This is a genomic window from Cellulomonas sp. P1_G12_2 (assembly GCF_056405535.1).
This window is the reverse complement of sequence record NZ_JBFUBX010000011.1, coordinates 52,615-78,864: the sequence shown is the minus strand read 5'-3', so window position 1 is coordinate 78,864 and position 26,250 is coordinate 52,615. Positions and strand designations below refer to the sequence as shown.

The window sequence follows — 26,250 nt, the reverse complement described above, 5'->3', positions numbered from 1 at the left end:
GGGTCAGTCTGACGGACGGGTGCGCGAGGGCGTGTCGGTGGCCAGCGCGAGGAAGCGGGCGGCCAGCGCGGCACCGGTCTCCCCCTCGCGGGCGATGACCAGGACGGTGTCGTCGCCCGCGATCGTGCCGAGCGCCGCCGGCAGGATCGAGTGGTCGATGGCCGACGCGAGGAACTGGGCGGCGCCGGGCGGGGTGCGCAGGACGACGAGGTTGCCGGACGCCTCGGCGGTGACGAGCAGCTCGGCGCAGAGCCGGGCCAGCCGTGCGGCGAGCATCTCCTCGTCGGGGCCGGCCGCCGGGGTGCGCAGGCCGCCCTCGGCCGGGACCGCGTAGGCGAGCGCCCCGGACGGCGTGCGGATCTTCACCGCGCGCAGCTCGACGAGGTCGCGCGACAGCGTCGCCTGCGTGACGGTGACGCCCTCCGCGGTGAGCAGCTCGGCCAGCTGCTGCTGCGAGTGCACCGTGCCGCGGGTGAGCAGCGAGGTGACCAGCGCGTGCCGAGCAGCCTTGGTGTGCGGGACGGTGACGCTCATGTGCCCTCCACCAACCAGGACAGGAGGGCCTTCTGCGCGTGCAGGCGGTTCTCGGCCTCATCCCAGACCACCGACTGCGGGCCGTCGAGCACCTCGGCGGTGATCTCCTTGCCGCGGTACGCGGGCAGGCAGTGCAGGACGAGCGCGTCCGGGGCGGCGAGCGCCATCGCGGCGGAGTCCACCCGGAACGGGACGAACGGCGTCTCCCGGTCGGCTGCCTCGGACTCCTGGCCCATCGACACCCACGTGTCGGTGGCGACGACGTCCGCGCCGGTCACGGCCTCGGCGAGCGTGTGCACCACTGTCACCGACCCGCCCGTGTCGGCGGCGATCGCCGTGGCATCCGCGAGGATCGACGCGTCCGGGAGGTACCCCGCGGGGGTGCCGATCCGCACATGCAGCCCCGCCGTGGCGCCGCCGAGCAGGTACGAGTGCGACATGTTGTTGGCGCCGTCGCCGACGTAGGCCAGCGTCCGGCCGGCCAGTCCCCCGACGCCGCCGCGGTGCTGCGCGATGGTCGCCAGGTCCGCCAGGATCTGGCACGGGTGGAAGCTGTCGGTCAGCGCGTTCACCACGGGGACGCCCGAGAACTCGGCCATCTGCTCGAGCCGGTCCTGGGAGAACGTCCGCCACACGATCGCGGCGACCTGCCGGCCGAGCACCCGGGCGGTGTCCGTGATCGACTCGCGCTCACCGATCCGCGCCAGCTTCCCGTCGACGCTCAGCGGGAAGCCGCCGAGCTCCGCGATCCCGGCCGTGAACGACACCTGGGTGCGCAGGGTGGGCTTGTCGAAGATGACCGCGACCGCGCGGGGGCCGGTCAGCGGCGTGCGGATGAAGCGGTCGTCCCGGAAGGCGAGCGCGAGCTCGAGGACGTCCCGCTGCTCGCGCGGGCTGAGGTCGTCGTCGCGCAGGAAGTGCCGGGTCATGACAGGTCCTCCGGCAGCGTGGCGAGAAACTCGACGAACGTGCCGGCCTGCTCCGCGGTGAGGAGGAACGGCGGCGCGAGCCGGATCGTCGTCGGCGTGCAGGGGTTCACGATGAACCCGGCGTCCAGCGCACGGGCGGCGACGGCAGCGGCGACGGGCGCGGTGAGCTCGATCCCGATGAGGAACCCCTCGCCCCGGACCTCACTGACCAGTCCCGCACCCGCGAGCTGCGCACGGAACGTGGCCCCGAGCTCGGTGACGTGCGCGAGCAGGCCGTCGCGCTCGATGACCGCGATCGTCGCCAGCCCCGCGGCCGACGCCACCGGGTTGCCGCCGAACGTCGTGCCGTGCTGCCCGCGACCGAGCAGCGTCGCGGTCCGCTCCCCGTACGCGATGAGCGCGCCGACCGGGAAGCCGCCGCCCAGCCCCTTGGCCACCGTGACGGCGTCGGGCACGATGCCGCCGCCGATGTGCGGGAGCTGATGGGCGAACCAGGTACCGGTCCGGCCCATGCCGGTCTGCACCTCGTCGAGGATCAGCAGAGCCCCGTGCTCCGCCGTGAGCCTGCGCGCGTGCGCCAGGTAGCCCGGCGGCAGCGGCCGGACGCCGGCCTCGCCCTGCAGCGGCTCGAGGAACAGCGCGGCCACCTTGTCACCGTCGACCGCGAACGCCTCGTCCAGCGCGTCGGTGTCCGCGAACGGGACGAACTCCACGCCTCCGGGCAGGGGCTCGAACGGCTCGCGGTAGGCGGTCTTGTGCGTGAGCGCCAACGCGCCCATCGACCGGCCGTGGAACGACCCCTCGAGCGCGAGGATCCGCGGCCGGTCCGTCCCACCGTTGCGGCGCGCGAGCTTGAACGCGGCCTCGTTGGCCTCTGTGCCGGAGTTGGTGAGGAACACCCGCGAGCCCGCGGGAGCGCCGGCCAGGCCGAGCAGCCGCTCCGCGAACGCGATCTGCGTGGGGCTGCCGAAGAAGTTGGAGACGTGCCCGAGGGTGCCCAGCTGCGCGCTGATCGCGGCCGTCAGCGTGGGGTGCGCGTGCCCGAGCGAGTTCACGGCGATCCCGCCGAGCAGGTCGAGGTACCGGTTGCCGTCGGCGTCCCACACGTACGCGCCCTCGCCACGGACCAGCACGCGCTGGGGTGCGCCGAAGGTGTCCATGAGGGCATGCGTGTAGCGATCGGTCCACTGCGCGACCGAGCCGTCGGTGGCAGCCACGGGGAGCGAGGCGTCCGGGCTCTCGGCCGACCGGTGCCGCGCCCGGACGTTCGTGTTCTCGACGGTCATGCGGTCACCTCGGGGTCGTGGGGCACCACCGGGATGGGTGCGGTGAACGGGGCGTCGGCGGGCTCCTCGTCGGGCAGGACCATGGTGCCGATGCCGTCGGAGGTGAAGACCTCCACCAGGATCGAGTGCGCCGAGCGACCGTCGATGACGTGCGCGCGGCCGACACCGCCCTCGACCGCCCGCCAGCAGGCCTCCATCTTCGGACGCATGCCGGCGTCGAGCCCGGGCAGCAGCTCCGCGAGCGAGCTGGCACTGATCCGCCGCACGAGCGACGACTTGTCCGGCCAGCTGGTGTAGAGGCCCTCGACATCGGTGAGCACGATGAGCTTGCGCGCGCCGAGCGCCACCGCGAGCGCCGCTGCCGCGGTGTCGGCGTTGACGTTGAGCACCTGGGTGGGGTCGTCGAGGTCCGGGGCCACGGTCGACACGACCGGGATCCGGCCGGCGTCCAGCAGGTCCAGGACCGCGCTGGGGTTGACCTTGACCACGTCGCCGACCTGGCCGATGTCCACGCTCACGCCGTCGACGATCGCGCTCCGGCGGCGTGCCTGGAACAGCCCGCCGTCCTCGCCCGAGAGCCCCACGGCGTGCGGGCCGTGCGCGTTGAGCAGGCCGACGAGCTCGCGCGACACCTGGCCCGTGAGCACCATGCGGACGACGTCCATCGCCTCGGGGGTGGTCACACGCAGGCCGCCGCGGAACTCCGACTCGATGCCCAGCCGGTCGAGCATCGCGTTGATCTGCGGACCCCCGCCGTGCACGACGACCGGCTTGAGGCCGACCTGGCGCAGGAACACCATGTCCTCGGCGAAGGCACGCTTGAGGTCCTCGTCGATCATCGCGTTGCCGCCGTACTTCACGACGACGAGCGCGCCCGCGAACTTCTGCAGCCAGGGCAGCGCCTCGATGAGGACCTCGGCCTTCTGGTCGGCGCGCAGGTCCGTGCGCGTGTTGAAGGTGAAGTCGCTCATGTGGAGTACGCGCTGTTCTCGTGGACGTAGTCGTGCGTGAGGTCGTTGGTCCACACGGTGACCACCTCGCCGCCCGCGTGCAGGTCGATGAGCACGTGCACCTCCCGGTGCGCGGCCAGGTCCACCTCGGAGCGCGGCCGGAAGGCGCCGCCGGCCTTGCACACCTGGACGCCGTTGATCGTGACGTCCAGCTGGGCGGGGTCGAACGCCGCCACGCTCTCGGGCACCGTGCCGACCTGCGCGAGCACGCGGCCCCAGTTGGGGTCGTTGCCGAACATGGCTGCCTTGAACAGGTTGGAGCGCGTGACCGCCCGGGCGACCGCGAGCGCCGCGTCCTGGGTCTCGGCGCCCATCACGGTCACCGCGATGTCGTGCGTGGCGCCCTCGGCGTCGGCCACCAGAGCGCGCGCGAGCTCGCCGCAGACCTGGGTCAGCGCGGCCGTGAAGCCGGCGGGGTCCGGGACCGCGCGGCTGGCACCGGAGACGAGCAGGGTGACCGTGTCCGAGGTCGACATGCAGCCGTCGGAGTCGACCCGCTCGAACGTCTCGGAGGTGGCGGTGCGCAGGGCGGCGGCGGCGGTCTCGGCGTCGACGACCGCATCGGTCGTGATCACGCAGAGCATGGTGGCCAGACCGGGTGCCAGCATCCCCGCGCCCTTGGCCATGCCCCCGACGGTCCACGCTCCCCGGTCGCCGTCCACGTGGAGGTGGGCGGTCTTGGGGACGGAGTCGGTCGTCATGATCGCCACAGCGGCGTCCGGACCCCCGTCGGAGGACAGCGCCTCCACCGCGACGTCCACGCCCGCGAGGAGCGCATCGATGGGGAGCCGCTCGCCGATCAGCCCGGTCGAGCAGACCACGACGTCGCCCGGGGAGATCTCCAGGGCGGCGCCGACCCTCTCGGCCGTCGCGTGGGTGTCCTGGAAGCCCTCGGGGCCCGTGCACACGTTGGCACCCCCCGAGTTGAGGACGACCGCGCTCACGACGCCGTCGGAGACCGCCTGGCGCGACCAGACGACGGGCGCACCGACCACGCGGTTGGTGGTGAACACGGCGGCGGCGGCCTGCGACGGGCCGTCGTTGACGACGAGCGCGAGGTCGGGCTTGCCGGAGGCCTTGAGCCCCGCGGTGATGCCGGAGGCGCGGAAGCCGGCCGCCGCGGTCACGCCGGGCGAGGGCAGGGCGAGCGTCTCGGTGCTCACGGGGCAACTCCGTCCAGGGAAAGGCCGAGCGTCTCGGGGAGTCCGAGCGCCAGGTTGAGCGACTGCAGGGCGCCGCCGGCGGTGCCCTTGACCAGGTTGTCGATGGCGGTGACGGTGACCACGCGGCCCGCGCGCTCGTCCACCGTCACCTGCACGAGCGCGGTGTTGGCGCCCAGCGTGGCAGCCGTCGTCGGCCACTGCCCCTCGGGGAGCAGGTGCACGAACGGCTCGTCGGCGTAGGTCTCCTCCCACGCCGTCCGCACGCCGGCGGGGTCCACGCCCTCGACCAGGCGGGCCGTCGCGGTCGCCAGGATGCCGCGGGCCATCGGCACGAGCGTCGGGGTGAACGAGATCGTCACGTCCGCCGCTCCCGCGGAGCGCAGGTTCTGGGCGATCTCCGGGATGTGCCGGTGCGTCCCGCCGACGGCGTACGGCTGGGCGGCGCCGAGCGCCTCGCTGGCGAGCAGGTGGGTCTTGAGCGACTTGCCCGCGCCCGAGTAGCCGTTGGCGAGCACCGCGACGACGTCGGTCGGCTCGATCAGGCCCGCGGCCACACCGGGCTGGAGGCCGAGCGAGACGGCGGTGACGTTGCAGCCGGGGACGGCGATCCGACGAGCGGCGGCGAGCACGGCCCGCTGCCCGGCGGCGGTCCGCTCGCCCGGGTGCAGGAGCTCGGGCAGGCCGTACGGCCACGTCCCGGCGTGGGCGCTGCCGTAGAACTGCTCCCAGTCGGCGGCGTCGACGAGCCGGTGGTCGGCGCCCAGGTCCACGACGAGCGCGCCGTCGCCGCGTGTCTCGAGCTCCGCGGCGATCGCGCCGCTGGCACCGTGCGGCAGGGCGAGGACGACCACGTCGTGTCCCGCGAGCGTGTCGACGCCGGTCGGTTCGAGCACCCGGTCGGCCAGCGAGCGCAGGTGCGGCTGGTGGGCGCCCAGGAGCGTGCCGGCGTTGGAGTGCGCGGTGAGCGTGCCGATCCGCGCCTCGGGGTGCGCCAGGAGCACGCGGAGCATCTCGCCGCCGGCGTACCCGCTGGCGCCTGCGACCGCGACCGTGAACGTCATATGTATGAACATACACAAGGATGCACGAAGATACGAACGCCATTCCCGGGAAGATGATCGCTCCCCTCCGCGTTGCCGCAACCGTGCGCGCCATCCGAGCCACCGCCGCGGGCGGACCCGACGTCCTCGGGCTCGCCGAGCTCCCCGACCCCGAGCCGGCCGCCGACGAGATCCTCGTCCGGGTCGCCGCCGCGGGCGTCAACTTCATCGACACGTACCGCCGCGCGGGCGTGTACCGGATGACCTACCCGCACGTCGTGGGCTCGGAGGGTGCGGGCGAGGTGGTCGCGATCGGCGACGACGTCAGCGAGATCGCGGTCGGCGACCGGGTCGCCTGGTCGTCGGCACCGGGCTCGTACGCCGAGCTGGTGACCTTCCGGGCGTCCAAGGCGCTGCTCGTGCCCGAGGGGGTGCCCGACCAGGTCGCCGCCGCCCTCCCCCTGCAGGGCCTCACGGCTCACTACCTGGCGACCTCGACGTTCCCCGTAGAGACCGGCCACGACGTGCTGGTGCACGCGGCCGCCGGCGGGGTGGGACTGCTGCTCACGCAGCTGGCGTCGCAGCGCGGTGCCCGGGTGATCGCGACCGTCGGCAGCGCGGACAAGGAGCGGCTGGCGCGCGAGGCCGGCGCCGCGGACGTCATCCGCTACCGCGAGCTCGACGACCTGACCCGCGACCTGCCCGCGGAAGTACGGGCGCTCACCGGGGGCGCCGGCGTGCACGCGGTGTTCGACTCCGTCGGCAAGGACACGTTCGACGCGTCCCTGGCCTCGCTGCGCCGCCGCGGGACCCTCGTCCTGTTCGGCGCCTCGTCGGGTCCCGTCCCGCCCGTCGACCCGCAGCGCCTCAACGCGGCCGGCTCGGTGTTCCTGACACGCCCCACGCTCGACGACCACGTCGCGACGCGTGACGAGCTCACCTGGCGCGCCCGCGAGCTGTTCGACGCGGTCCGCGCCGGCGAGCTCGACGTGCGGATCGGTGCCACGTTCTCCCTGGCCGACGCTGCCGACRCCCACCGCGCGCTCGAGTCGCGCTCCACCACCGGAAAGGTCCTGCTGCTCCCGTGAGCATCCCCACCCTGAATGCTGTTCGTACCCTCCACGTCGAGGTCTGGTCCGACATCGCCTGCCCGTGGTGCTACATCGGCAAGCGCCGGTTCGCGACCGCCCTCGCGGACTTCCCGCACCGGGACCACGTCGAGGTCACCTGGCGGTCGTACGAGCTGTCGCCGACCACCCCCGTGGGCCCGGGGAGGCCGGAGATCGACATGCTGGCCTCGCTCAAGGGCATCCCGCACGACCAGGTCAAGCGCATGTTCGCGCAGGTCACCGCGGTGGCGGCCGGCGAGGGCCTCGCGTACGACTTCGACCGGTCACTGGCCGCCAACACCTTCGCCGCGCACCGCCTGGTGCACCTCGCGCGGACGACCGGGGGCGCCGAGCTCGCCGAGCGGACGCTCGAGGCCCTGTTCTCGGCGCACTTCGAGCACGGCGCCGACCTGGGCGACGACGAGACGCTCGTCCGCATCGTCAGCGGCGCCGGCATCGACGAGGAGTCCGTCCGCACGGCGCTCGCCGGCGACGAGGGTGCCGATGCGGTGCGCGCCGACGAGGACGAGGCGCGCGCGCTCGGCGTGACCGGTGTGCCGTTCTTCGTCGTCGACCGCCGCATCGCCGTCTCCGGCGCGCAGCCCGCCGACGTGTTCACCCAGCTGCTCGAGGCCGGGTGGCGCGAGGCCAACCCGCTGCAGACCCTGGCGACCGCCGACCCCGACGCCGCGGCGTGCGTCGACGACTCGTGCGCGATCTGACCCTCCGGGCGATCATCCCGGCGGACGTGCCCGGGCTGGCCCGGCTGAACGACGACGCGGTGCCGGCGGTCAACGCGCTGGGAGTCGACGGGCTGACCGCGCACCTGCCGGACTGCGAGCTGGCGGTCGTCGCGCAGGACGAGTCCGGCGCCGTGCTCGGCTTCGTGCTGGCGGTGGCCCCCGGCTCTGCCTACGCCAGCGAGAACTATCTGTGGTTCTCCGCCCACGTCCCCGGCTCGCTCTACGTCGACCGGATCGTCGTGCACCCCGCGGCGCACGGACGCGGAGTCGGGCGTGCCCTCTACGCCGCCGTCGACACGCGTGCCCGCGAGCTCGGGCTCAGCGTCGTGACCTGCGAGGTCAACCTCGAGCCGCCGAACCCGCAGTCCCTGGCGTTCCACGAGCGCCTCGGGTTCCGCCAGGTCGGCGAGCAGGCGACGAAGGGCGGCTCGGTCGTCGTCGCGCTGCTGTCCCGCGTCGTGGGCTGACCGCACCCGAGCGCTACGCTGCCGCTGCGAACCAGAGCCGGTCGCGGACCGTCGACGGGGTCGCACCCCACTCGGCCCGCGCCCCGGAGGCTCTGATGACGTCCCCGCTCCTCGACACCCTCGGTGTCTCCGTCCCCTCGACGGTCCCCACGCACTGGTACAACCTCGCCGCGGACCTGCCGTCGCCGTGCCCGCCGGCCCTGCACCCGGGCACGCGGGAGCCTCTGACCCCGGACGACCTCGCGCCCCTGTTCCCGATGGCGCTGATCATGCAGGAGGTCAGCACCGAGCGGTGGATCGAGATCCCGGAGCAGGTGCGGGAGATCTACGCCCTCTGGCGCCCCTCTCCCCTCATCCGTGCACGACGGCTCGAACGCGCGCTCGGCACGCCCGCGCGCATCTACTACAAGTACGAGGGCGTCAGCCCGGTCGGGTCGCACAAGCCGAACACGGCCGTCGCGCAGGCCTACTACAACGCCGCCGAGGGCATCACGAAGCTCACCACCGAGACGGGTGCGGGCCAGTGGGGCGCGTCTCTCGCGATGGCGTGCGCCCTGCTCGGACTGACGTGCGAGGTGTGGCAGGTCCGGGCCTCGTACGACTCCAAGCCGTACCGCCGGATGCAGATGGAGACGTACGGGAGCATCTGCCACCCGTCGCCGTCGGACCTCACGAACGCCGGCCGTGCCCTGCTCGCCGCCGACCCCGAGACCTCCGGGTCGCTCGGCATGGCCATCAGCGAGGCGGTCGAGGCGGCCGCGACCGACCCCGAGGCGCACTACGCGCTGGGCAGCGTGCTCAACCACGTGCTCCTGCACCAGAGCGTGATCGGCCAGGAGGCCCTCGCCCAGCTGGACGAGATCGAGGAGAGCGCCGACGTCGTCTTCGCGTGCGCCGGTGGCGGCTCGAACCTCGGCGGGCTCAGCTTCCCGTTCCTCGGCCGCAACCTTCGCGAGGGCACCACCACGCGCGTCGTCGCGTGCGAGCCGTCCGCCTGCCCGTCGCTGACCGAGGGCGAGTACCGGTACGACTTCGGCGACGTCGCCGGGCTGACCCCGCTGCTGAAGATGCACACCCTGGGCGCCGACTTCGTGCCGCCGCCCATCCATGCGGGTGGGCTGCGGTACCACGGGATGGCCCCGATGGTGTCTCATGCCGTCGAGCTCGGGCTGATCGACGCGGTCGCCATCGACCAGGACGACGCCTTCGCCGCCGGCATCCTGTTCGCGCGGGCCGAAGGCATCATCCCCGCACCCGAGTCGACTCACGCCGTCGCCGGGGCGATCGCGCACGCCCGCGCCGCCACCGAGGCGGAGACGATCGTCATCGGGCTCTCGGGCAACGGCGTGCTGGACCTGACCGCGTACCACGACTACCTCTGAGCACGGCTGGGTCTGAGCACGGCCGAGGCCCGCGCCCCTTGACGGGACGCGGGCCTCGGTCGTGTGCGGTCAGCGGGTGATGACCGGTGCGCTCGTGCTCGGGTTCACGTTGGCGGTGTCGCTCGGGACGAACGTCGCCGTGTACGTGTGCCGACCCGACGGGACGGTACCGATCGCGATGCCCAGGACCACGTTCAGCCGCTTGACCACCGTGGTGCCCTCACGGATCTCGATCGTGCCCGACGGGACCTTCCCGTTGTCGGTGGCGACCGTGGCGATCGCGACCGACGGGATGAACAGGAAGCCCCGCGTGACCGTCAGGCCCGTCGTGGTGGTGACCTTCTTGACCACCACCGTGACGGGTGCCGACTCCGAGCCGGTCACCGTGGCGCCGCCGGCGAACCGAGCCACCACCGCGTAGGTGCCGGCCGGCGTGGTCGACGGCAACGTCAGGGTGGCCACACCGCTTCCGTTGAGCGTCGCCGTGCCGAGCACGGTGGTGCCGGACACGAACTGCACCGACCCGGTCACCGGGACGGAGGACGTCACCTTCGCGGTGAGCGTCACCCGCGACGACGAGCCGTACACCTGGCTCGCCGGGGAGGCCGTGAGCGTCGTCGTCGACGACGGGATGCTCGCCTCGACAGTGAGCGGGAGCGTCACGGTCGTGCCACTCGGGCTCGCCACGAGGGTGAGCGTGTGCGCGCCCGCCGACGTGCCCGCCGGGATCGTCACCGAGACGGCGGCGTTGCCGCCGCTGACCGGTGACGTGCCGAGGGACGTCCCGTCGAGCCGCACGTCCAGGCTGGTGTTCAGCGGCGAGCCGAGGCTCGTCAGGTCCAGCTTGGTCACCGGGAACGCCAGCGCGTCACCGGCCGTGACCGTCGACGGCACCGTGGGGACCCCGACCGCCTGGCGGGCGAAGTCCGGAGCGAGCCCCGGGTGCGCCTGCAGGTAGCTGATCCAGCCGTCGCGGTCGACGAGCCCCGAGTCGCGCGCGCCCGTCCCGTCCAGGAACACCCGGAAGTTGTCGCCGCCGGTGGTCAGGAACGAGAACGTGCCGATCCGATAGCTGGCACCGGGGTCGATCGGCTCGCCGTTCACCGTGATGGAGGTGATGTGCGACCCCTGCGGCGCCGCCGCGTCGTAGGTGTACGTGACGTTGTCGGACAGTCCCAGCTGCAGGTAGGGCCGCGTCGGGACCTGACCGTTGGCGTCGATCTGCCACTGCTGCTCGAGCATCACCTTGAACTGGGCGCCCGTGAGCGACGTGGTCCAGAGGTTGTTGACGAACGGCAGGACGCTGTTGGCCTCGGCCGTGGTCACCACGCCGTCGGGCGCGTAGTAGAGCTCGGCCCGCATACCGCCCGGGTTGACGACGCCGATCTCGGCGCCACCCAGGTTGTCCGGTGCGAGCGTGTCCCGCAGTGCGTTCGCCACGAGGTCACCCAGCGTCGACTCGTTCGCCCGGTCGTCACGCGCCGTCGAGGCGGCCGTGTAGCCGGTCGGGCCGTACGTGCCGCCCGTGAAGGCGGTCGTGATGTCCGCCTTGACCGAACCGACGGGGACCGAGCCGACCGTGTTGGCGTACGCCAGCGCGGCGGTCACGATCGTGCTCACCTGAGCCACGCGTGGGTACGTCGCGACCAGCTGTGCGGCGAACGTCGCCTCGGTGGTACCGGTCGGCGCGACCAGACGCGGCACGTTCTGCTGGGTGTGCGCCAGGATCTCGCCGGTGGTCGGGTCGACCGTCAGCACGATCTTGCCGATGTACTCGCCGTAGCTGCCGGTCTGCAGGACGGGCCGGGTCTTTCCGGGCTCTCCGGGGACCGGGGACTGCCACGCGTACTGCTGGTGGGTGTGACCGGTGAAGATCGCGTCGACCGACGCCGCGGTCTGGTTGACGATCTTGGCGAACGCGCCGCCCTCGGCGACCTCCTCCTCGAGCGTGCCGTTCGGCATGCCCTCGCTCGCACCCTCGTGATAGCTGGCGACGAGGACGTCCGCCTCACCGTTGGCCTCGTTGCCGTCGCTGAGCTGCGCGGCCACGCGGTTGACGGCGTCGACCGGGTCGCCGATGTCGATCTGCGTGATGCCCCCGGGGCTGACCAGCGCCGGGGTCTCCCCCGTCACCGCCCCGATGACGCCGACCGAGACGCCGCCCATGTCGATGATCGAGTACTCGTCGAGCGCCGGCGTCGTGGTGCCCTTGAGGTAGACGTTCGCCCCCAGGTAGTCCCACTTCGCGTTCGTGCCGCCCGCGATCACGCGGTCCGTGAGGTCCTGGAACCCCTTGTCGAACTCGTGGTTGCCCACGGCCGACGCGTTGAGCTCCAGGGCGTTCAGCACGTCGATCGTCGGCTGGTCCTGCTGGACCGCCGAGGCGAACAGCGACGCGCTGATGTTGTCGCCGGCCGAGACGAACGCGACCGGGCCGCCGGCCGCGATCGCCGCGGCCTTCTCCTTCTCCACCGTGCCGGCGAACTTCACCGTGTTGGCGTCGATGCGACCGTGGAAGTCGTTGATGTCGAGGAGGGTCAGGTTCACCGGCTTCGCCGCACCGTTGACCAGCCCGACGACCACCGGGTCGTGGTCGGAGGACCGGTAGACGTCCGGGGCGTAGTAGAGCGTGCCGTGGTAGTTGTACCGGTCGTACTCGAGCGCGATGGACTCCTCGGCGTTGATCTCCCAGATGTCCGCACCCGTGGCGCGCGCCATGGCGGCCGCGTTGAGCAGCACGTGGTCGAGCGAGCCGGACAGGCCGCTGAACGAGTACGAGAACTGTCCGTCGGCCAGCGCCGTGGCGGCGTCGGTGTACCCGGCGTCGTACAGCGTCTGCAGCGGGTCCTCGAGCGTGTACGCGTTGAAGTCGCCGACCAGCGCGACCGCCTGGGCGTCGCCCTGGACCGTCGGGACCCAGTCGCGCAGCGCGGCGGCCTGCCGCTTCCGCGACCCGTTCGAGGCGCCCTGACCGTCGCCGGTGTCGGCGTCGTCCGGCCACGGACCCGCGGAACCCTTGGACTTGAAGTGGTTCACGGCGACGAAGAACGGTGCGCCCCCGCCGACCGGCGTGAACACCTGGCCGATGGGCTCACGGGCGTTGCCGAACGCCTGGTCGTCCCCGCTCTGGTCGCCCAGCGCGCGGGACTCGCCCGTCCGCTCGACGGCGGCGGGCTTGTAGATGAGGGCGTTGGTGATGACGTCCTGGCCGGCGGCCGGCGGCAGCTCGGCCGACGACGGCACGAAGGCCCACACCGTGGAGCCGGCGGCCGTGTTGAGCGCGGTGACCAGCGTGCTGAGGGCCTCGTCGGCCACCCCGTCCACGCGGGCCGAGTTCTCGATCTCGAGCAGCCCCACCACGTCGGCGTCGAGCGCGTTGATCGCGGCGACGATCTTGTCCTGCTGGCGCTGGAGGTCGGCCGGGTCCCACGCACCGCGCGGGTCGCAGCCGGTGTTGACCGTGACCGGGTCGCCCGTGCGGTCGTTGTAGGAGGTGCAGCCCGCCGTCGTGGCGCCGAGGGTGGTGAAGTAGTTGAGCACGTTGAACGAGGCGACCTTGAGGTCACCCCCGACCGCGGTCGGAGCCGTGGTGCGGTCGTTCTCGAACGTCACGGCCGCCGGTCCGGGGGCCGTGGGGTTGAGCTTCCACACGTTGTTGCGGAAGTCGACGACGACCGGCGCGGCGAGGGTCGCCGCGGCGCCGACGCGGACCGGGTTGGTCAGCGAGACGTACGGCGGCGTGAGGCCGGAGTTGGCGGCCGAGAGGAAGTTCGTCGACGACCCGTCGTCCAGCACGACCCCGCGGGCCGCGTTGTCCACGACGGCTGCCAGCGCCTCGGGCGAGCCGGGCCGACCCACCTCGGTGGGCTGCAGCAGCGGCAGGGTGCCGGCCGCGAGGCCGACCTCGCCGTACTGGTTGGTGGAGAACGTGTTGGTGATGGTCAGGGCACCGGTCGGCTGGAACAGCATCGACTCGAGCGCCTCGCGCGCGGCGTCGGTGGTCGGCCACGTGCCCGACACCGGTGTCACCGCGGCGGCGGCCGGCAGCGGCACGAGGTCCGCGGCCGCGGAGACCGTGATCTCCGTCAGGCCGTTGAACTCCGAGACGACGCCGGTGACCTGGACGTGGTCACCGATCGCGACCGCGCCGGCGGTGGCCGACGAGAAGACGAAGACCGCGTCGGACGCACCGGGCGTCGCGTCGGTCGTGCCGCCCGAGCCGGGCGTCTGCAGGACGTAGCCGTTCAGCCCGCCCGTGGGGTAGGCCGCGGTGACGACGCCGTCCGTGATGACGGTCCGGCCGGCGAGCGGTGACGTCGCGCCCGTCCCCTGGACCTCGGCGATGGTGGCCGCGACCGGGGTGACGGGGCCGGGGGTGCCCGCGACGCCCGGCGTCGGGGTCGCCGCCGCGAAGTCGCCCGCGTTGTTCGCGGTGTTGGTGAGCAGTCCGTCGCGCGTGACCGACTGGCTGTTGGAGGCGCCGAGGGCGGGCCCGCTGCCGGCGAAGGCGTTGGCGGTCGCTCCGTACCCGACGAAGTCGACCACCGGGTCGCTCGCGGGGCACGCGGCCGCCGCGCAGGTCAGCGCCGCAGTCGTGTTGACCAGGGCGACCTTGCCGGCGGTGCCGCTCATCGCGATGGTGCCGGTGACGTTGCCGGGGACGGGGGTCGTGCCGCCGGTGCCGGCCGCCTCGACCACCACGAACGCGGCGCCGGGCTGGATGACGCCGGTCAGCGGCGTGGTCAGAGTCGCGCCGAACGCACCCGTGGCCGAGGCGTACTGGACCGACCAGCCGGTCACGTCGACCGGTGCGCTCGTCGGGTTGACCAGCTCGATGAAGTCGTTCGTGTACGTGGCGCCGCTGTTCCCACCGCCGCCGTACACCTCGTTGATCAGGATGCGTGGGCTGGTGCCCACAGCGGCGTCGGCGGCACCGGCTGTGACCACCGCCCCCGTCACCGCCAGAGCGAAGGCGGCGATGCCCCCGCTGATCGACTTCGTCGCACGGCGCACGTCGGGCTCACTTTCGTCGGGGGAACGCACAAGCGGCCGCTCGTGACGGCCTGGACAACCTTCGCTGTTCGCCCGAATCGTGGCAACTACTCCCCGGTAACTATTGAGTGAACTCATCCGACGACTTGCGGAGACGACGAGACCCCCGTCGACACGTGCCGGCGGGGGTCTCGTCGTCTGTGCTCAGGCGCGCAGCGTCGCGCCGAACCTCCGGTGCGCCTCGGCGACCACGGCCTCGCGGACGTCCGCCGTCTCCTGCGCGGTGAGCGTCCGGTCGTCGGCCCGCAGCCGCAGCGAGAACGCGATCGACCTGCGGCCCTCGGCCACCTGGGACCCGGTGTACACGTCGAACAGCCGGACCTCCTCGACGACGTCCCCGGCCGCGCTCGACGCGGCGCCGACGCGCACGGCGTCGAGCACGTCGGCGGCGGGCACGGACGCGTCGACGACGAGCGCGATGTCCTCCTTGGCCACGGGGAACGTCGAGACGGGCACCGCCGGCACCGGGTCGGGCGAGGCCGCCGCGAGCAGCACGTCGAGGTCCAGCTCGAACGCGGCGGCTCGCGCCGGCAGCCCGTGGCCGGTCACGACCGTGGGGTGCAGCTCGCCGGCGTGCCCGACGAGCGTGCCGTCCGCCGTGGTGAGTCGCGCGCACCGGCCGGGGTGCCACGGTGCGTGGTCGGCGTCGGCCTGCGCGTGCAGTTCCACCCCGACCACCTCCGCCACCACGTGGGCGGCGGCGATCGCGTCGGTGTGGTCCGCCCGGCGACCGGGCCCCCACCAGCCGGCAGGCTCCCGCTGGCCCGCGAGGACCCCGGCGACCCGGCGCGGCTGCGGCGGCACGGCGGCGTCGATCGCCGCCAGCTCCTCGTCCGACGGGCGCACTCCCCCGGGCAGCCGCGGCGCGGCCGGGGCGTCGACGACCGGGCGGGTGACCAGACCGAGCTCGAAGATCGCGACGTCGCTCGCCCCGCGGCTGACGTTGCGGCGCGCGGTGTCGAGCAGGGTGACCAGGAGGTTGGTCCGCAGGAGCGGCTGCTCGTCGGAGAGCGGGTTGACCAGCCGGACCGCGCGGCGGCGGTCGTCGTCGGCCGGGAGGCGCAGCGCGTCGAGCTGCTCGGTGCCCACGAACGGGTAGCTGAGCACCTCCACCAGCCCGGAGTCGGCCAGTGCCCGCGCGACAGAGCGACGTGTCCGCTGACCCGCCGTCAGCCCGGCACCCGGCGGCGCCGGCGGGACGATCGACGGGATCGCGTCGTACCCGCGCAGGCGGGCGACCTCCTCGACCAGGTCGACACCGACGAGCAGGTCGGGTCGCCAGGTCGGGGCCTGCACGCGCACGGTGCCCGGGGCGGCGTCGGAGACCTCGCACCCGATCGAGACCAGCGTCTCGCGCACCTCCTCGGCCGTGTACGGCACGCCGACGAGCCGGGCGGGCAGGTCCAGCGCGAGGTCGAACGGCGGAACGGGCACCCGTCGGTCGACGTCGGTGAGCTCCCCCGCCACACCCCCGCCGTACTCCACCAGCAGCGCGACCGCCCGCGCGACCGCGACGGGCGGCAGCTCGGGGTCGACGCCGCGCTCGAACCGCTTGGCGGCCTCACTGGGCAGCTTGTGCCGACGAGCGGTGCGCGCGACCGTGATCGGCTCGAAGTGCGCCGCCTCGATGAGCAGGTCGGTGGTCCCGACGCCCACCTCGGAGTCCCCGCCGCCCATGACCGCGGCGAGGCCGATGGGGCGCGAGCCCCACACACCCTCCGGGCTGTCGGTGATGAGCAGGTCCTCGGGGTCGAGTGCACGCTCGACGTCGTCGAGGGTCCGGATCTTCTCCCCCGGGGTCGCCCGACGCACGACGACGGGCTCGGCCAGCTGCGCCAGGTCGTACGCGTGCAGCGGCTGACCCAGGTCGAGCATCACGTAGTTCGTCACGTCGACGGCGAGGCTGATGGGCCGCATGCCCGCCTGCTGCAGCCGGCGCTGCATCCACGACGGCGTCGGGTCGTTCGCACGCACACCGCGGACGATCTGGGCGACGAACCGGTCGGCACCCGGGACGCCGTCGATCGGCGCCGCGTCGTCGATCTCGACCGCGAACCCGCCACCGGCGGGACGCTCGTCGCCCGTCGGCAGCCCGCGGTCCGTGAAGGTCGCACCCGTGGACAGGCCGTACTCGCGGGCGACGCCACGCATCGAGAAGCAGTAGCCGCGATCGGGCGTCACGTTGATCTCGAGCACCTCGTCGCCCAGGCCCAGGAGCTCGCGCGCGTCGGTGCCCACGGGAGCGTCCAGCCCGAGGGTGGAGAGCACGATGATCCCGGCGTGGTCGTCCCCGAGGCCGAGCTCGCGTGCCGAGCAGATCATGCCGTCGGACACGTGCCCGTACGTCTTGCGCGACGCGATGGCGAACGGCCCGGGCAGCACGGCGCCCGGCAGCGCGACGACCACCCGGTCGCCGACCGCGAAGTTGTGCGCGCCGCAGACGATGCCCCGAGGGGCGCCGCCGGGCTCGTTGTGCTCCGGGCCGACGTCCACCCGGCACCAGTTGATCGTCTTGCCGTTCTTCTGCGGCTCCGGCGTCAGCTCCACCACCTGGCCGACGACCAGCGGACCGGTCACGGCGGCGGCGTGGATGGCCTCCTCCTCGAGCCCGACGCGGACAAGGTCCGCCGCCAGCTGCTCGGCGGTCAGGCCCGCGGGGAGCTCGACGTGCTCGGCGAGCCACGTCAGGGGGATGCGCGGCATCAGATCTCCGTCCCGAACTGCGCGGAGAAGCGGATGTCGCCCTCCACCATGTCGTGCATGTCGGCGATGCCGTGGCGCAGCATCAGGGTGCGCTCGATGCCCATCCCGAACGCGAAGCCCGAGTAGACCTCCGGGTCGACCCCGCAGGCGCGGAGCACGTTCGGGTTGACCATCCCGCAGCCGCCCCACTCGATCCAGCCGGCCCCGCCCTTCTTCTGCGGGAACCAGAGGTCCATCTCCGCGCTCGGCTCGGTGAAGGGGAAGAACGACGGCCGCAGGCGCGTGCGGGCCTCAGGGCCGAAGATCGCCTGCGCGAAGTGGTCCAGCGTCCCCTTGAGGTGCGCCATGGTCAGGCCCTTGTCCACCGCGAGGCCCTCGACCTGGTGGAACACGGGCGTGTGCGTGGCGTCGAGCTCGTCCGTGCGGAACACCTTGCCGGGGCACGCGATGTACACCGGCAGGTCCCGCTCCAGCAGAGTGCGCGCCTGCACCGGCGACGTGTGCGTGCGCAGCACCAGACCTGGACTGTCCACGAAGAACGTGTCCTGCATCTGCCTGGCCGGGTGGTCCACGCCGAAGTTCAGCGCGTCGAAGTTGAACCACTCCGCCTCGAGCTCGGGGCCCTCGGCGATCTCCCAGCCCATCGAGACGAAGATGTCCGCGACGCGCTCGGACAGCGTCTCCAGCGGGTGCCGCGCGCCGCGCGGGTGCCGGTCGGTGGGGAGCGTGACGTCGACGGACTCCTCGACGAGGACGCGCTCGTCGCGCTCGGCCTCGAGCTGCGTCTGACGCTCGGCGAGGGCGCGCGCGAGACGGCCCTTGGCCTGGCCGAGCAGCTTGCCGGCGGTCGCCTTGTCGGACGGCGCGAGGCCGCCGATGGCACGGTTGGCGAGCGCGATCGGGCTGCGCTCGCCCACGTGCTCGAGGCGGGCGGTCTTCAGGGCGTCGAGGTCGGTCGCGGCCGCGAGGGCCTTGAGTGCGTCCTCGACGGCGGACTCGATGCCGGGGGCGTCGAGCGGGGACAGGGCGGTGTCGTCGGACATCCTGACCTTCCAGTGCAGGTTCTGGGCGGCCGGCACGGGGCACGGCCATGGCCAGGGCGCGAGAGCACCCGGCCGGCGGACAAGTCTAGAGGCGCCCGATCCGGGTCTGGGCGGCCTGTCCGGCGACGGACGGCCTGCTCAGGTGCGCGTCAGTGGCGCGGCCCGGGTACGGGCCCGGGAAATCGGCGACCACCGGCCGCCTGCGCACGCGCTGTCATGACGGCCATCCTGCCACGGCCCCGCCTATCGTCCGAGCGGAAACGTCTCGACGCGCTCGTACAGCGGTCCCCCACCGCGTCCCGCTCCCGGACGCGACGACACGAGCACCAGCTCGTCGACGATCCACCGCGGCCCCTCGTACACGGCGAGCGCGCGCACGAGGGCCGCAGCGACGTCCTCGTCGTCCATCGCCTGCGCGTCGGGCCGTGCGCCGGGCCGGTCCGGACGCGACGAGCGCCGGCGGGTCGGGCGGCTCCCCGGCCGGACCCGGCCGATGGTCAGGTGCRGGCGGTCGCGCGGCCGGTTGTCCAGCAGGCCGCCCGCCGACTCCCCCGCCTCGACGCAGCCTCGGGTGACGGCCCGCTGGGAGTCCAGGTCGCCCGCCACCCCCACCCACAGGGTCCGGTGCGAGAACACGCCGGCGCCTCGGAGCCCGAGCTCGTACGGCTCGACGCCGGTTGCGACCTCCGCGAGGTCCGCCACGAGCCCGGGCCGCGCCCCGTCCGGTAGCTCGCCGTAGAACGCGACGGTCAGGTGCCACGTCTCGCGGGCGGACCAGCGCACGGCCGACGAGAGGCCCGACGGCGCACCCCGCACGGAGGCGAGCGCCAGGTCCAGGTGGTCGAGGACGTCCTGCGGCGGCCACACGGCGGCGAACATCCTCATCGCTGCGCCCGCGAGCTCGCGTACAGGCAGACGGTCGCCGCGGTCGCGAGGTTGAGCGACTCGGCGCGGCCCCGGATCGGCACCCGCACGACGGCGTCGGCCAACGCCCGGTCCTCGTCGCGCAGGCCCCAGGCCTCGTTGCCGAACACCCACGCCGTCGGGCGCGACAGGTCCGGGACGCCGTCCTCCGCCGAGCCCGCGACGTCGAGCAGGTCGTCCAGGTCGAAGGTGCCCGCTCCGTCCGCGGCGAGCACCAGGAGGCCCGCCGCGCGCAGGTCGACGACCGTCGCCGCCAGGTCCGCGGCGGTCACCACGGGCAGGTGGAACAGCGAACCGGCCGTCGACCGGACGACCTTGGGGTTGTGCACGTCCACGCTCTGCTCGGTCAGCACCGCCGCATCGGCACCCGCGGCGTCGGCCGCCCGGATCACCGTGCCGGCATTGCCCGGGTCGCGGACGTGCGCGAGGACTGCGACCAGGCGCGGGGCACCCGCCAGCACCGACGCAAGGGTGTGCTCGAGGAGCGACGCCACCGCGACCACCTGCTGCCCGTCCGGGCTCATCGCGTCGAGCACCTCGGCTGTGCCCGTGTGCACCCGGATCCCCCGGTCGAGCGCCGCCGACACGATCTCGGGATACCGCTGCGCGGACGACCCGGTGACGTAGACGTCGTGCACGTCGGCAGCGAGCACGGCCTCGCGCACGGCCTGGGGCCCCTCCACCACGAACCGCCCGGCCCGCTGGCGCACGGAGCGTCCCGCCAGCGCCCGCACCGCCTTGACGCGCTCGGCCCGGGGGTTGGTCAGGATCTCGTCGGTCACGGGGACATCATGCCCGGGCACGACGAAGCCCCCGCGAACCAGTGACGGTTCCGGGGGCTCCGGGTGCTCCGAGCCGCCGCCCGGCCCCGCGGCGGCGGGGCGATCGGGCGGTCGGCTCAGCAGCGGACGAGGGTCACGCAGCCTTCGGCGCGTTGACGTCCTCGGGCAGGGCTGCCTTCGCGGCGTTGACGAGCGTCGCGAACGTCGCGGCGTCGTTCACGGCGAGGTCGGCCAGCACGCGGCGGTCCACCTCGATGCCGGCCAGCTTGAGGCCCTGGATGAGGCGGTTGTAGGTGAGACCCTGCTCGCGGGACGCCGCGTTGATGCGCTGGATCCACAGCTTGCGGAAGTCCTGCTTGCGCACCTTGCGGTCGCGGTACGCGTAGACGAGGGAGTGGGTGACCTGCTCCTTCGCCTTGCGGTACAGGCGCGAACGCTGGCCGCGGTAACCCGCAGCGCGCTCCAGGGTCGTACGGCGCTTCTTCTGGGCGTTGACCGCCCGCTTCACGCGTGCCACGTGATGCTCCTTGCTTGTCTCAGGCTCGGGCCGAGTGACCGGGGCGCAGCAGCGCCCCCGGGGTCACTTACCGAGCAGCTTCTTGATACGGGGGGCGTCGGCAGGGGAGACGACGAGGTCGCCGGCGATGCGGCGGGTGCGACGGCTCGACTTGTGCTCGAGCAGGTGGCGGCCGCCGGCCTGCTCACGCATGACCTTGCCGGTCCCGGTGACCCGGAAGCGCTTCTTGGCACCGGAGTGCGTCTTGTTCTTCGGCATGGCTGCCGTGTCTCCTTGTCCTTCACATCGCACGGGTTCGTACGACTCGTCTGGTGCGATCCGACCGGTGGGCCGGGCCGTCCGTTCGTGCTGGTTCAGCTGGCCTCTTCCGAGGCCGTCGTGCTGGTCTGTGCCTTCGCCGGACCGGGCCGCGGCGCGGGCCGCGGGGTTGCGGCCGGCTTCGGCGTGGCGGGCTTCGGCGTCGCCGCCTTCGGCTCGGCGGGTGTCGACGTGGCCGCGGCGGGAGCCGCGGCGGTCGGCGTCGCCGGCTTAGACGCAGCGGCCGGCCGAGGGGCCGAGGCTGCGGGACGAGCGGCAGCGGCCGGACGCGGCGTCGTCGCACGGGGTGCGGCGGCGGGCGTCGAGCGCGGTGCGGCCGGACGCGAGGCGGCCGGACGAGGAGCAGCAGCCGGACGAGGTGCCGGCGCGGGCGCCGGGGTCTCGACGGCAGCCGGAGTCTCGACGACAGCAGGCGTCTCGACTGCCGCGGGGGTCTCGACCACGTCAGGCGTCTCGACAGCGGCCGGCGACTCCACGGGAGCCTCGACAGCGGCGGGGGCCTCGACGACGGCCGGGGCCTCGACGGCGGGCTCGGCCGCAGCCGGGTTCTCCGCCGCAGCGGCTGCAGCAGCAGCGGCCGCAGCGTTCTGCTCACGGGCGGCTGCAGCCTGCGCCGCACGGCGCTGCTCCAGCTTCTGGTCGGCCTTCTTCTTCATCGGGCCGAGCACCATGATCATGTTGCGCCCGTCCTGCTTGGGCATGCTCTCGATGAAGCCGAGCTCGGACACGTCGTCCGCGAGCCGCTGGAGCAGACGGACGCCCATCTCGGGGCGCGACTGCTCACGGCCGCGGAACATGATCATGACCTTGACCTTGTCGCCGGCGGTGAGGAACCGCTCGACGTGGCCCTTCTTGGTGCCGTAGTCGTGCGGGTCGATCTTCAGCCGGAAACGGATCTCCTTGAGGACCGTGTTGGTCTGGTTCCGCCGGGCCTCACGGGCCTTCATGTCTGCTTCGTACTTGAACTTGCCGTAGTCCATGATCTTGCAGACGGGCGGACGAGCGTCAGGTGCCACCTCGACGAGGTCGAGGTCGGCGTCCTGGGCCAGGCGCAAGGCGTCCTCCACGCGGACGATGCCGACCTGCTCGCCGTTGGGGCCGACCAGGCGGACCTCGGCGACGCGGATCCGATCGTTGATGCGGGGCTCGCTGATGTGGTGCTCCTCAGGTTCGTCGTGGGTGACCGCCGGGAACGAGGAAGGCCCCCGCCCTGGGTACAGGTGGGGGCCTCACGAGTCCGAACGGTGCGCACCGGCGAACGGCACCACCAGGCATGTACCGCGAAGATCGCGACACATCCTCGGACCGAACCCGGCCTCTGTCGTCGTCCCCCGCGTGCGCAGGTGACGAACAGTTGATGCTCGGGTGGGATCAGCTCCACTTGTACACCGCGTCCTTCCGCCCGGATGGGGGCAGCAGGACGCGGCTGGTCGTTCACCAGAATAGCACGCACACGCGCTCAGGCCGGACCGGGCCTCCTGGTCGCCCGACGCACCGACCGGGCTGCGATGAGAGGATCGGCGCATGGCCGAGCACACCGCGAGCACGACTCCCGACGCCCTCCGCACGTCCGAGGCGGAGGCGGTGCGCGACATCGCTGACGTCGCCGCGGTCGAGGTCATCACGACCGCCGCGGTGCACCTGATGAGCGCGGCGGCGGTCAAGTGTGGGCTGAGCCCCGACACCGACGAGGCCCAGGGCCGCGACTACCTCGACCTGGACGAGGCGCGCAAGCTCATCACCGCCCTCGCCGCGCTGGTCACCGCCTCGGCACCGGACATCGGCAACCAGCACGCCCGCTCGCTGCGCGACGGCCTGCGCTCGCTCCAGCTGGCGTTCCGCGAGGCCTCGCCCTTCCCCGACGCCCCCGGCGAGGGCCCCGGCGAGAAGTTCACGGGCTCCGTCGTCTGACACCCGCCGGTGTGCGCGGCACGCCTCCTATCCTGGGCCGATGCAGCCCGACGACCCTCGCCCGCGCGACGACGTGCACCCCGGGGCCGAGCCACCGGTCACGGAGGTCCTCCGCGTGAGCGCGCCGGCACCCGCCCCTGCTCCCGGGTCCTGGTTCCCCGCCGCACCCGTGCCGATGGCCGACCCGGAGCCCGCCCGCCGCCGCGGACCGCGTGCTGCCACCGTGGTCCTCGCCGTGCTGCTCGTCGCCACCCTGGTCGGCGCCGGGTTGGTGCTCTCACGGATGTTCTCGACGAACGAGGCGTGGCAGGCGTCGACGCAGGAGTGGGAGACGCTCGCACGCTCGACGGGCGAGCAGCTCGCGACGTCGCAGGCCGACCTCGAGGCGACGCAGGCCGAGCTCGATGCGATCAGCGCGCAGCTGGCCACGGCCCAGGAGCGGATCACCCAGCTGGCGGACGAGAAGGCGCAGCTCGGGGACGCCAGCGCGTCGCAGCAGCAGCTCGCCGACTACCAGTCCCGGGTGTCGCAGGCGGCCGGGCAGGTGGCCACCGCGCTGGCCAGCTGCGTGGACGGCCAGCAGCGCCTCATCGGCTACCTGCAGAACTCGTCCCAGTACGACCCCGACGACCTCGCACGGTTCACCACCGACGTGCAGACCGTGTGCGCCCGGGCCACGGACGCCAACGCGGCGCTGCAGCGCGAGCTCGAGCGATGAGCCGACGCGCCGCGCTCGTCGGCAGCGTCGTCTCGCTCCTCGCCCTGACCGGCGGCTGCAGCATGCTGCCGGCGATGCCTGCGCCCGTACCCACGAGCGTGGTCCCGAGCGACCTGCCGCAGCAGACCCCGTCGTCGAGCGGCAACCTGTCCCCCGACGGGTTCGACTCGGCGCAGCGGATGGCCGTGCGGATCCGCAACATCGGCTGCGGCACCCTGTCCACCGGCTCCGGGTTCGCGCTCGACGACCACACGCTGGTGACCAACCGGCACGTGGTCACGGACTCCTCCACGCTGCAGCTGAGCACGTACGACGGGCGCGACCTCACCGCCGCCGCCGCCAGCACCGCGGCGCTGGCCGACCTGGCGATCGTCCGCACCGAGGACGCCCTGCCCGCGGCGCCCGAGCTCGCCGCCGCCGACCCGGCGGTCGGAGACACGGTGACCGTGGTCGGCTACCCGCTCGGGCGCGCTCTGACCGTCACCACGGGGCAGGTGGTCGGCAGCCAGACCGACCCCCTCAACGCCAACCTCGGGGAGGTGCTGGTCACCGATGCGGCGGTGGAGCCCGGCAGCTCCGGGTCGGCGGTGCTCGACAGCGACGGCCGGGTGGTCGGGGTGGTGTACGCGAAGGACTCGAAGGGGCACAGTTTTGTCGTACCCGTGAGCACGCTCCGGTCCATGCTCGAGGACGAGGCGTCGTTCACACCGACCGCCCCTTGCACCGGCTGACCAGTTCCCCGGGAGGAACCCCATGGCGCTACCGCACTTCGACCCCGCCGACGTCACGCGGGCCGTGAACGACACCCTGACCGTGCGCCGCGTGTTCGGTGAGGCGTACGAACGCGAGGGCACCCTCGTCATCCCCGTCGCACGCGTCTGGGGGGCCACGGGCTCCGGGGCCGGCTCCGGCGAGGCAGGTGCGCCGTCCAGGGCCGAGGGCGAGGAGGCGCCGGCGGGCCACCAGGAGGGACACGGCGGGGGCGGCGGGTACGGCGTGCACGTCAAGGCCGTAGGCGTCTTCGTCGTGGACGGGACGGGCGCGCACTGGCAGCCGACGCTCGACCTCAACCGCGTGATCCTCGGCGGTCAGCTGGTGGGTGCCGTCGTGGTCACCGCGCTCGCGCTCGCCTGGGCGGTCAAGCGTCGCTAGCCGGCTGCGCGCGGACGCAGCTCGAGCGAGTCGACTCGCGTCGCGACCAGCTCCACGCCCGCCAGCGCGGCGTTGACCTGCGTCAGCACCGCGTCGAGCCCCGCGCGGTCGAGCCCGGCGACGAGCTCGATCACCACCGCCACCTCGGCGCGGGCGCCCGGGACGGCATCGACGGCCACCACGCCGGCGACGGGCGTGACCGCGGCCGCGATCGCGGCACGGACCTCCGGGTCGACGACGCCGGCGGTCACTGCCGGACGCCACCGCTCCTGCTGCGCGAGCGCCCACACGGCCGGGCGCGGGACGAGGACCGTCGTCGGGCCACCCGGATCGACGACGAGCACCTCCCACCCCTCGGTCACCGCGGAGAGCGCCGCACGCGCCACGTCCGACGGGACCGGGCGGGCGTCCGGGCGCCACGCGGCCATGGTCGCGACCGAGGTGAACACCGGCAGCGCCGTGCGGCCGTCCGGGGCGCGCAGGGCGACGATGCCCGCCGACGCCTCCTTGTCGACCATGTGCGCGTGGCCGTCGTGCACGACTGTGTCCTCGACCTCGAGCTCGGCGAGCACCGGGACGAGCACGCGGGTGCCAGCGAGCGCGCCGACCAGGTCCGCGACCGTGCCGCCGCCGGTGCCCAGCGCGGCGAGCGCGGCCGCGACGGCGGGGTCGGCCGTGCCGTCGTCCCCCGCGAACGGCGACGACGGCGGCAGCTCGCGTCCCGTCACGGGCGCCCGGCGACGTCCAGCGCCTCGGGCAGCGTGAACGCCCCCGCGTAGAGGGCCTTGCCGACGATCGCGCCCTCGACGCCCAGCGGCACCAGCGTCCGCAGCACGCGCAGGTCCTCCAGGCTGGAGACCCCGCCCGACGCGATCACCGGGGCATCCGTGCGGGCGCACATCTGCTGCAGCAGCTCGACGTTCGGGCCGTTGAGCATGCCGTCCTTGTGCACGTCCGTCACCACGTACCGGGCGCAGCCGGCATCCTCCAGGCGGGCCAGGACCTCCCAGAGGTCGCCGCCCTCCTGCGTCCACCCACGGGCGGCGAGCGTGGTGCCGCGCACGTCGAGGCCGACCGCGATCTGCTCGCCGAACGAGCCGATCACGCGCGCGGTCCACTCGGGGTTCTCCAGCGCGGCCGTGCCGAGGTTGATGCGCGTCGCGCCGGTGCCGAGCGCGCGCTCGACGGAGGCGTCGTCCCGGATGCCCCCCGACAGCTCGACCTTGACGCCCTTGGCGACGAGCTCCGCGGTCACCTCGGCGAGCAGGGCCGCGTTCGAGCCCCGCCCGAAGGCCGCGTCGAGGTCCACGAGGTGGATCCACTCCGCCCCGCCGGCGTACCAGTCCAGCGCGGCCGACAGCGGGTCGCCGTAGCCGGTCTCGGTGCCGGCGGCGCCCTGGGTCAGCCGGACGGCCTGCCCGTCGGCGACGTCGACGGCGGGCAGCAGCTCGAGGCGGTCGGTCATGC

At 73.4% G+C, this 26,250-nt stretch carries 24 protein-coding genes; 8 read left to right on the top strand and 16 right to left on the bottom strand.

Features of this window, described 5'->3' with window-relative positions; genetic code table 11:
- Positions 1–3 precede the first annotated feature (3 nt).
- Genes AC1DXT_RS20505 through argC form a run of 6 tightly spaced genes read right to left on the bottom strand, consistent with a single transcriptional unit; the run spans position 4 to position 5,983 of the window.
- A complete protein-coding gene (locus AC1DXT_RS20505) occupies positions 4–534 on the bottom strand; it encodes an arginine repressor (RefSeq protein WP_477063121.1) in 531 nt (176 codons plus the stop codon).
- Positions 531–1,463, bottom strand: a complete 933-nt coding sequence (gene argF / locus AC1DXT_RS20500; RefSeq protein WP_477063120.1) for an ornithine carbamoyltransferase — start codon at positions 1,461–1,463, stop codon at positions 531–533. The genes AC1DXT_RS20505 and argF overlap by 4 nt, the downstream gene beginning before the upstream one ends.
- Positions 1,460–2,749, bottom strand: coding sequence for an acetylornithine transaminase (locus AC1DXT_RS20495; RefSeq protein ID WP_477063119.1), 1,290 nt, complete (start codon positions 2,747–2,749; stop codon positions 1,460–1,462). Before AC1DXT_RS20495 ends, argF begins: the two co-directional genes overlap by 4 nt.
- Positions 2,746–3,720, bottom strand: a complete 975-nt coding sequence (gene argB / locus AC1DXT_RS20490) for an acetylglutamate kinase (protein ID WP_477063118.1) — start codon at positions 3,718–3,720, stop codon at positions 2,746–2,748. Before argB ends, AC1DXT_RS20495 begins: the two co-directional genes overlap by 4 nt.
- A complete protein-coding gene (gene argJ / locus AC1DXT_RS20485) occupies positions 3,717–4,922 on the bottom strand; it encodes a bifunctional glutamate N-acetyltransferase/amino-acid acetyltransferase ArgJ (RefSeq protein WP_477063117.1) in 1,206 nt (401 codons plus the stop codon). The genes argB and argJ overlap by 4 nt, the downstream gene beginning before the upstream one ends.
- Positions 4,919–5,983, bottom strand: coding sequence for an N-acetyl-gamma-glutamyl-phosphate reductase (gene argC / locus AC1DXT_RS20480; RefSeq protein WP_477063116.1), 1,065 nt, complete (start codon positions 5,981–5,983; stop codon positions 4,919–4,921). Before argC ends, argJ begins: the two co-directional genes overlap by 4 nt.
- Positions 5,984–6,066: 83 nt before the next feature.
- Here argC and AC1DXT_RS20475 point away from each other — a divergent pair, with 83 nt between their 5' ends.
- The 4 genes from AC1DXT_RS20475 to AC1DXT_RS20460 all read left to right on the top strand — a co-directional run bounded on the left by AC1DXT_RS20475 (position 6,067) and on the right by AC1DXT_RS20460 (position 9,663).
- Entirely contained in the window at positions 6,067–7,050 is a 984-nt protein-coding gene (locus tag AC1DXT_RS20475) for a quinone oxidoreductase family protein (protein ID WP_477063128.1), read from the top strand.
- A complete protein-coding gene (locus tag AC1DXT_RS20470; protein WP_477063115.1) occupies positions 7,047–7,793 on the top strand; it encodes a DsbA family oxidoreductase in 747 nt (248 codons plus the stop codon). Before AC1DXT_RS20475 ends, AC1DXT_RS20470 begins: the two co-directional genes overlap by 4 nt.
- Entirely contained in the window at positions 7,781–8,281 is a 501-nt protein-coding gene (locus tag AC1DXT_RS20465) for a GNAT family N-acetyltransferase (protein WP_477063114.1), read from the top strand. The genes AC1DXT_RS20470 and AC1DXT_RS20465 overlap by 13 nt, the downstream gene beginning before the upstream one ends.
- A gap of 95 nt (positions 8,282–8,376) precedes the next feature.
- Complete coding sequence (locus tag AC1DXT_RS20460) at positions 8,377–9,663, top strand: TrpB-like pyridoxal phosphate-dependent enzyme (protein WP_477063113.1); 1,287 nt, start codon at positions 8,377–8,379, stop codon at positions 9,661–9,663.
- Positions 9,664–9,732: 69 nt separating this feature from the next.
- On the opposite strand, the gene AC1DXT_RS20455 is transcribed toward AC1DXT_RS20460, so the two are convergent.
- From AC1DXT_RS20455 to infC, 8 genes are all read right to left on the bottom strand, one after another.
- The gene (locus AC1DXT_RS20455) at positions 9,733–14,676 is read right to left on the bottom strand and encodes an ExeM/NucH family extracellular endonuclease (protein ID WP_477063112.1); all 4,944 of its coding nucleotides are present in this window, start codon (positions 14,674–14,676) and stop codon (positions 9,733–9,735) included.
- A 183-nt stretch (positions 14,677–14,859) separates the two neighbouring features.
- Positions 14,860–17,418, bottom strand: a complete 2,559-nt coding sequence (gene pheT / locus AC1DXT_RS20450) for a phenylalanine--tRNA ligase subunit beta (protein WP_477063111.1) — start codon at positions 17,416–17,418, stop codon at positions 14,860–14,862.
- Positions 17,418–18,461, bottom strand: coding sequence for a phenylalanine--tRNA ligase subunit alpha (gene pheS, locus AC1DXT_RS20445; protein ID WP_477063110.1), 1,044 nt, complete (start codon positions 18,459–18,461; stop codon positions 17,418–17,420). The genes pheT and pheS overlap by 1 nt, the downstream gene beginning before the upstream one ends.
- Positions 18,462–18,704: 243 nt before the next feature.
- Positions 18,705–19,346 carry a 2'-5' RNA ligase family protein gene (locus AC1DXT_RS20440; RefSeq protein WP_477063109.1) on the bottom strand — a complete coding sequence of 214 codons (642 nt, stop codon included), beginning with the start codon at positions 19,344–19,346 and terminating at the stop codon, positions 18,705–18,707.
- The gene (locus tag AC1DXT_RS20435) at positions 19,343–20,167 is read right to left on the bottom strand and encodes a TrmH family RNA methyltransferase (protein ID WP_477063108.1); all 825 of its coding nucleotides are present in this window, start codon (positions 20,165–20,167) and stop codon (positions 19,343–19,345) included. Before AC1DXT_RS20435 ends, AC1DXT_RS20440 begins: the two co-directional genes overlap by 4 nt.
- Before the next feature lie 133 nt (positions 20,168–20,300).
- Positions 20,301–20,684 carry a 50S ribosomal protein L20 gene (rplT, locus tag AC1DXT_RS20430; protein ID WP_056093498.1) on the bottom strand — a complete coding sequence of 128 codons (384 nt, stop codon included), beginning with the start codon at positions 20,682–20,684 and terminating at the stop codon, positions 20,301–20,303.
- A 63-nt stretch (positions 20,685–20,747) separates the two neighbouring features.
- Complete coding sequence (gene rpmI, locus AC1DXT_RS20425) at positions 20,748–20,942, bottom strand: 50S ribosomal protein L35 (protein ID WP_028046910.1); 195 nt, start codon at positions 20,940–20,942, stop codon at positions 20,748–20,750.
- Positions 20,943–21,037: 95 nt separating this feature from the next.
- Complete coding sequence (infC, locus tag AC1DXT_RS20420) at positions 21,038–22,129, bottom strand: translation initiation factor IF-3 (RefSeq protein ID WP_477063127.1); 1,092 nt, start codon at positions 22,127–22,129, stop codon at positions 21,038–21,040.
- 397 nt (positions 22,130–22,526) lie between these two features.
- On the opposite strand from infC, the gene AC1DXT_RS20415 reads away from it, so the two are divergent.
- The 4 genes from AC1DXT_RS20415 to AC1DXT_RS20400 are packed head-to-tail and all read left to right on the top strand — an operon-like array spanning position 22,527 to position 24,783.
- A complete protein-coding gene (locus tag AC1DXT_RS20415; RefSeq protein WP_477063107.1) occupies positions 22,527–22,913 on the top strand; it encodes a DUF1844 domain-containing protein in 387 nt (128 codons plus the stop codon).
- 40 nt (positions 22,914–22,953) lie between these two features.
- A complete protein-coding gene (locus tag AC1DXT_RS20410; RefSeq protein ID WP_477063106.1) occupies positions 22,954–23,631 on the top strand; it encodes a hypothetical protein in 678 nt (225 codons plus the stop codon).
- Positions 23,628–24,362, top strand: a complete 735-nt coding sequence (locus AC1DXT_RS20405; protein WP_477063105.1) for a trypsin-like peptidase domain-containing protein — start codon at positions 23,628–23,630, stop codon at positions 24,360–24,362. The genes AC1DXT_RS20410 and AC1DXT_RS20405 overlap by 4 nt, the downstream gene beginning before the upstream one ends.
- Before the next feature lie 22 nt (positions 24,363–24,384).
- Positions 24,385–24,783 (top strand): spore germination protein GerW family protein, encoded by a 399-nt coding sequence (locus AC1DXT_RS20400; protein ID WP_477063104.1) that lies wholly within the window; start codon positions 24,385–24,387, stop codon positions 24,781–24,783.
- Here AC1DXT_RS20400 and AC1DXT_RS20395 read toward each other — a convergent pair.
- On the bottom strand, positions 24,780–25,511 hold the full coding sequence (locus AC1DXT_RS20395) for an SseB family protein (RefSeq protein ID WP_477063103.1): 732 nt from the start codon (positions 25,509–25,511) through the stop codon (positions 24,780–24,782). The genes AC1DXT_RS20400 and AC1DXT_RS20395 overlap by 4 nt on opposite strands.
- The gene (gene priA / locus AC1DXT_RS20390) at positions 25,508–26,248 is read right to left on the bottom strand and encodes a bifunctional 1-(5-phosphoribosyl)-5-((5-phosphoribosylamino)methylideneamino)imidazole-4-carboxamide isomerase/phosphoribosylanthranilate isomerase PriA (protein WP_477063102.1); all 741 of its coding nucleotides are present in this window, start codon (positions 26,246–26,248) and stop codon (positions 25,508–25,510) included. Before priA ends, AC1DXT_RS20395 begins: the two co-directional genes overlap by 4 nt.
- Between the last annotated feature and the right edge of the window lie 2 nt (positions 26,249–26,250).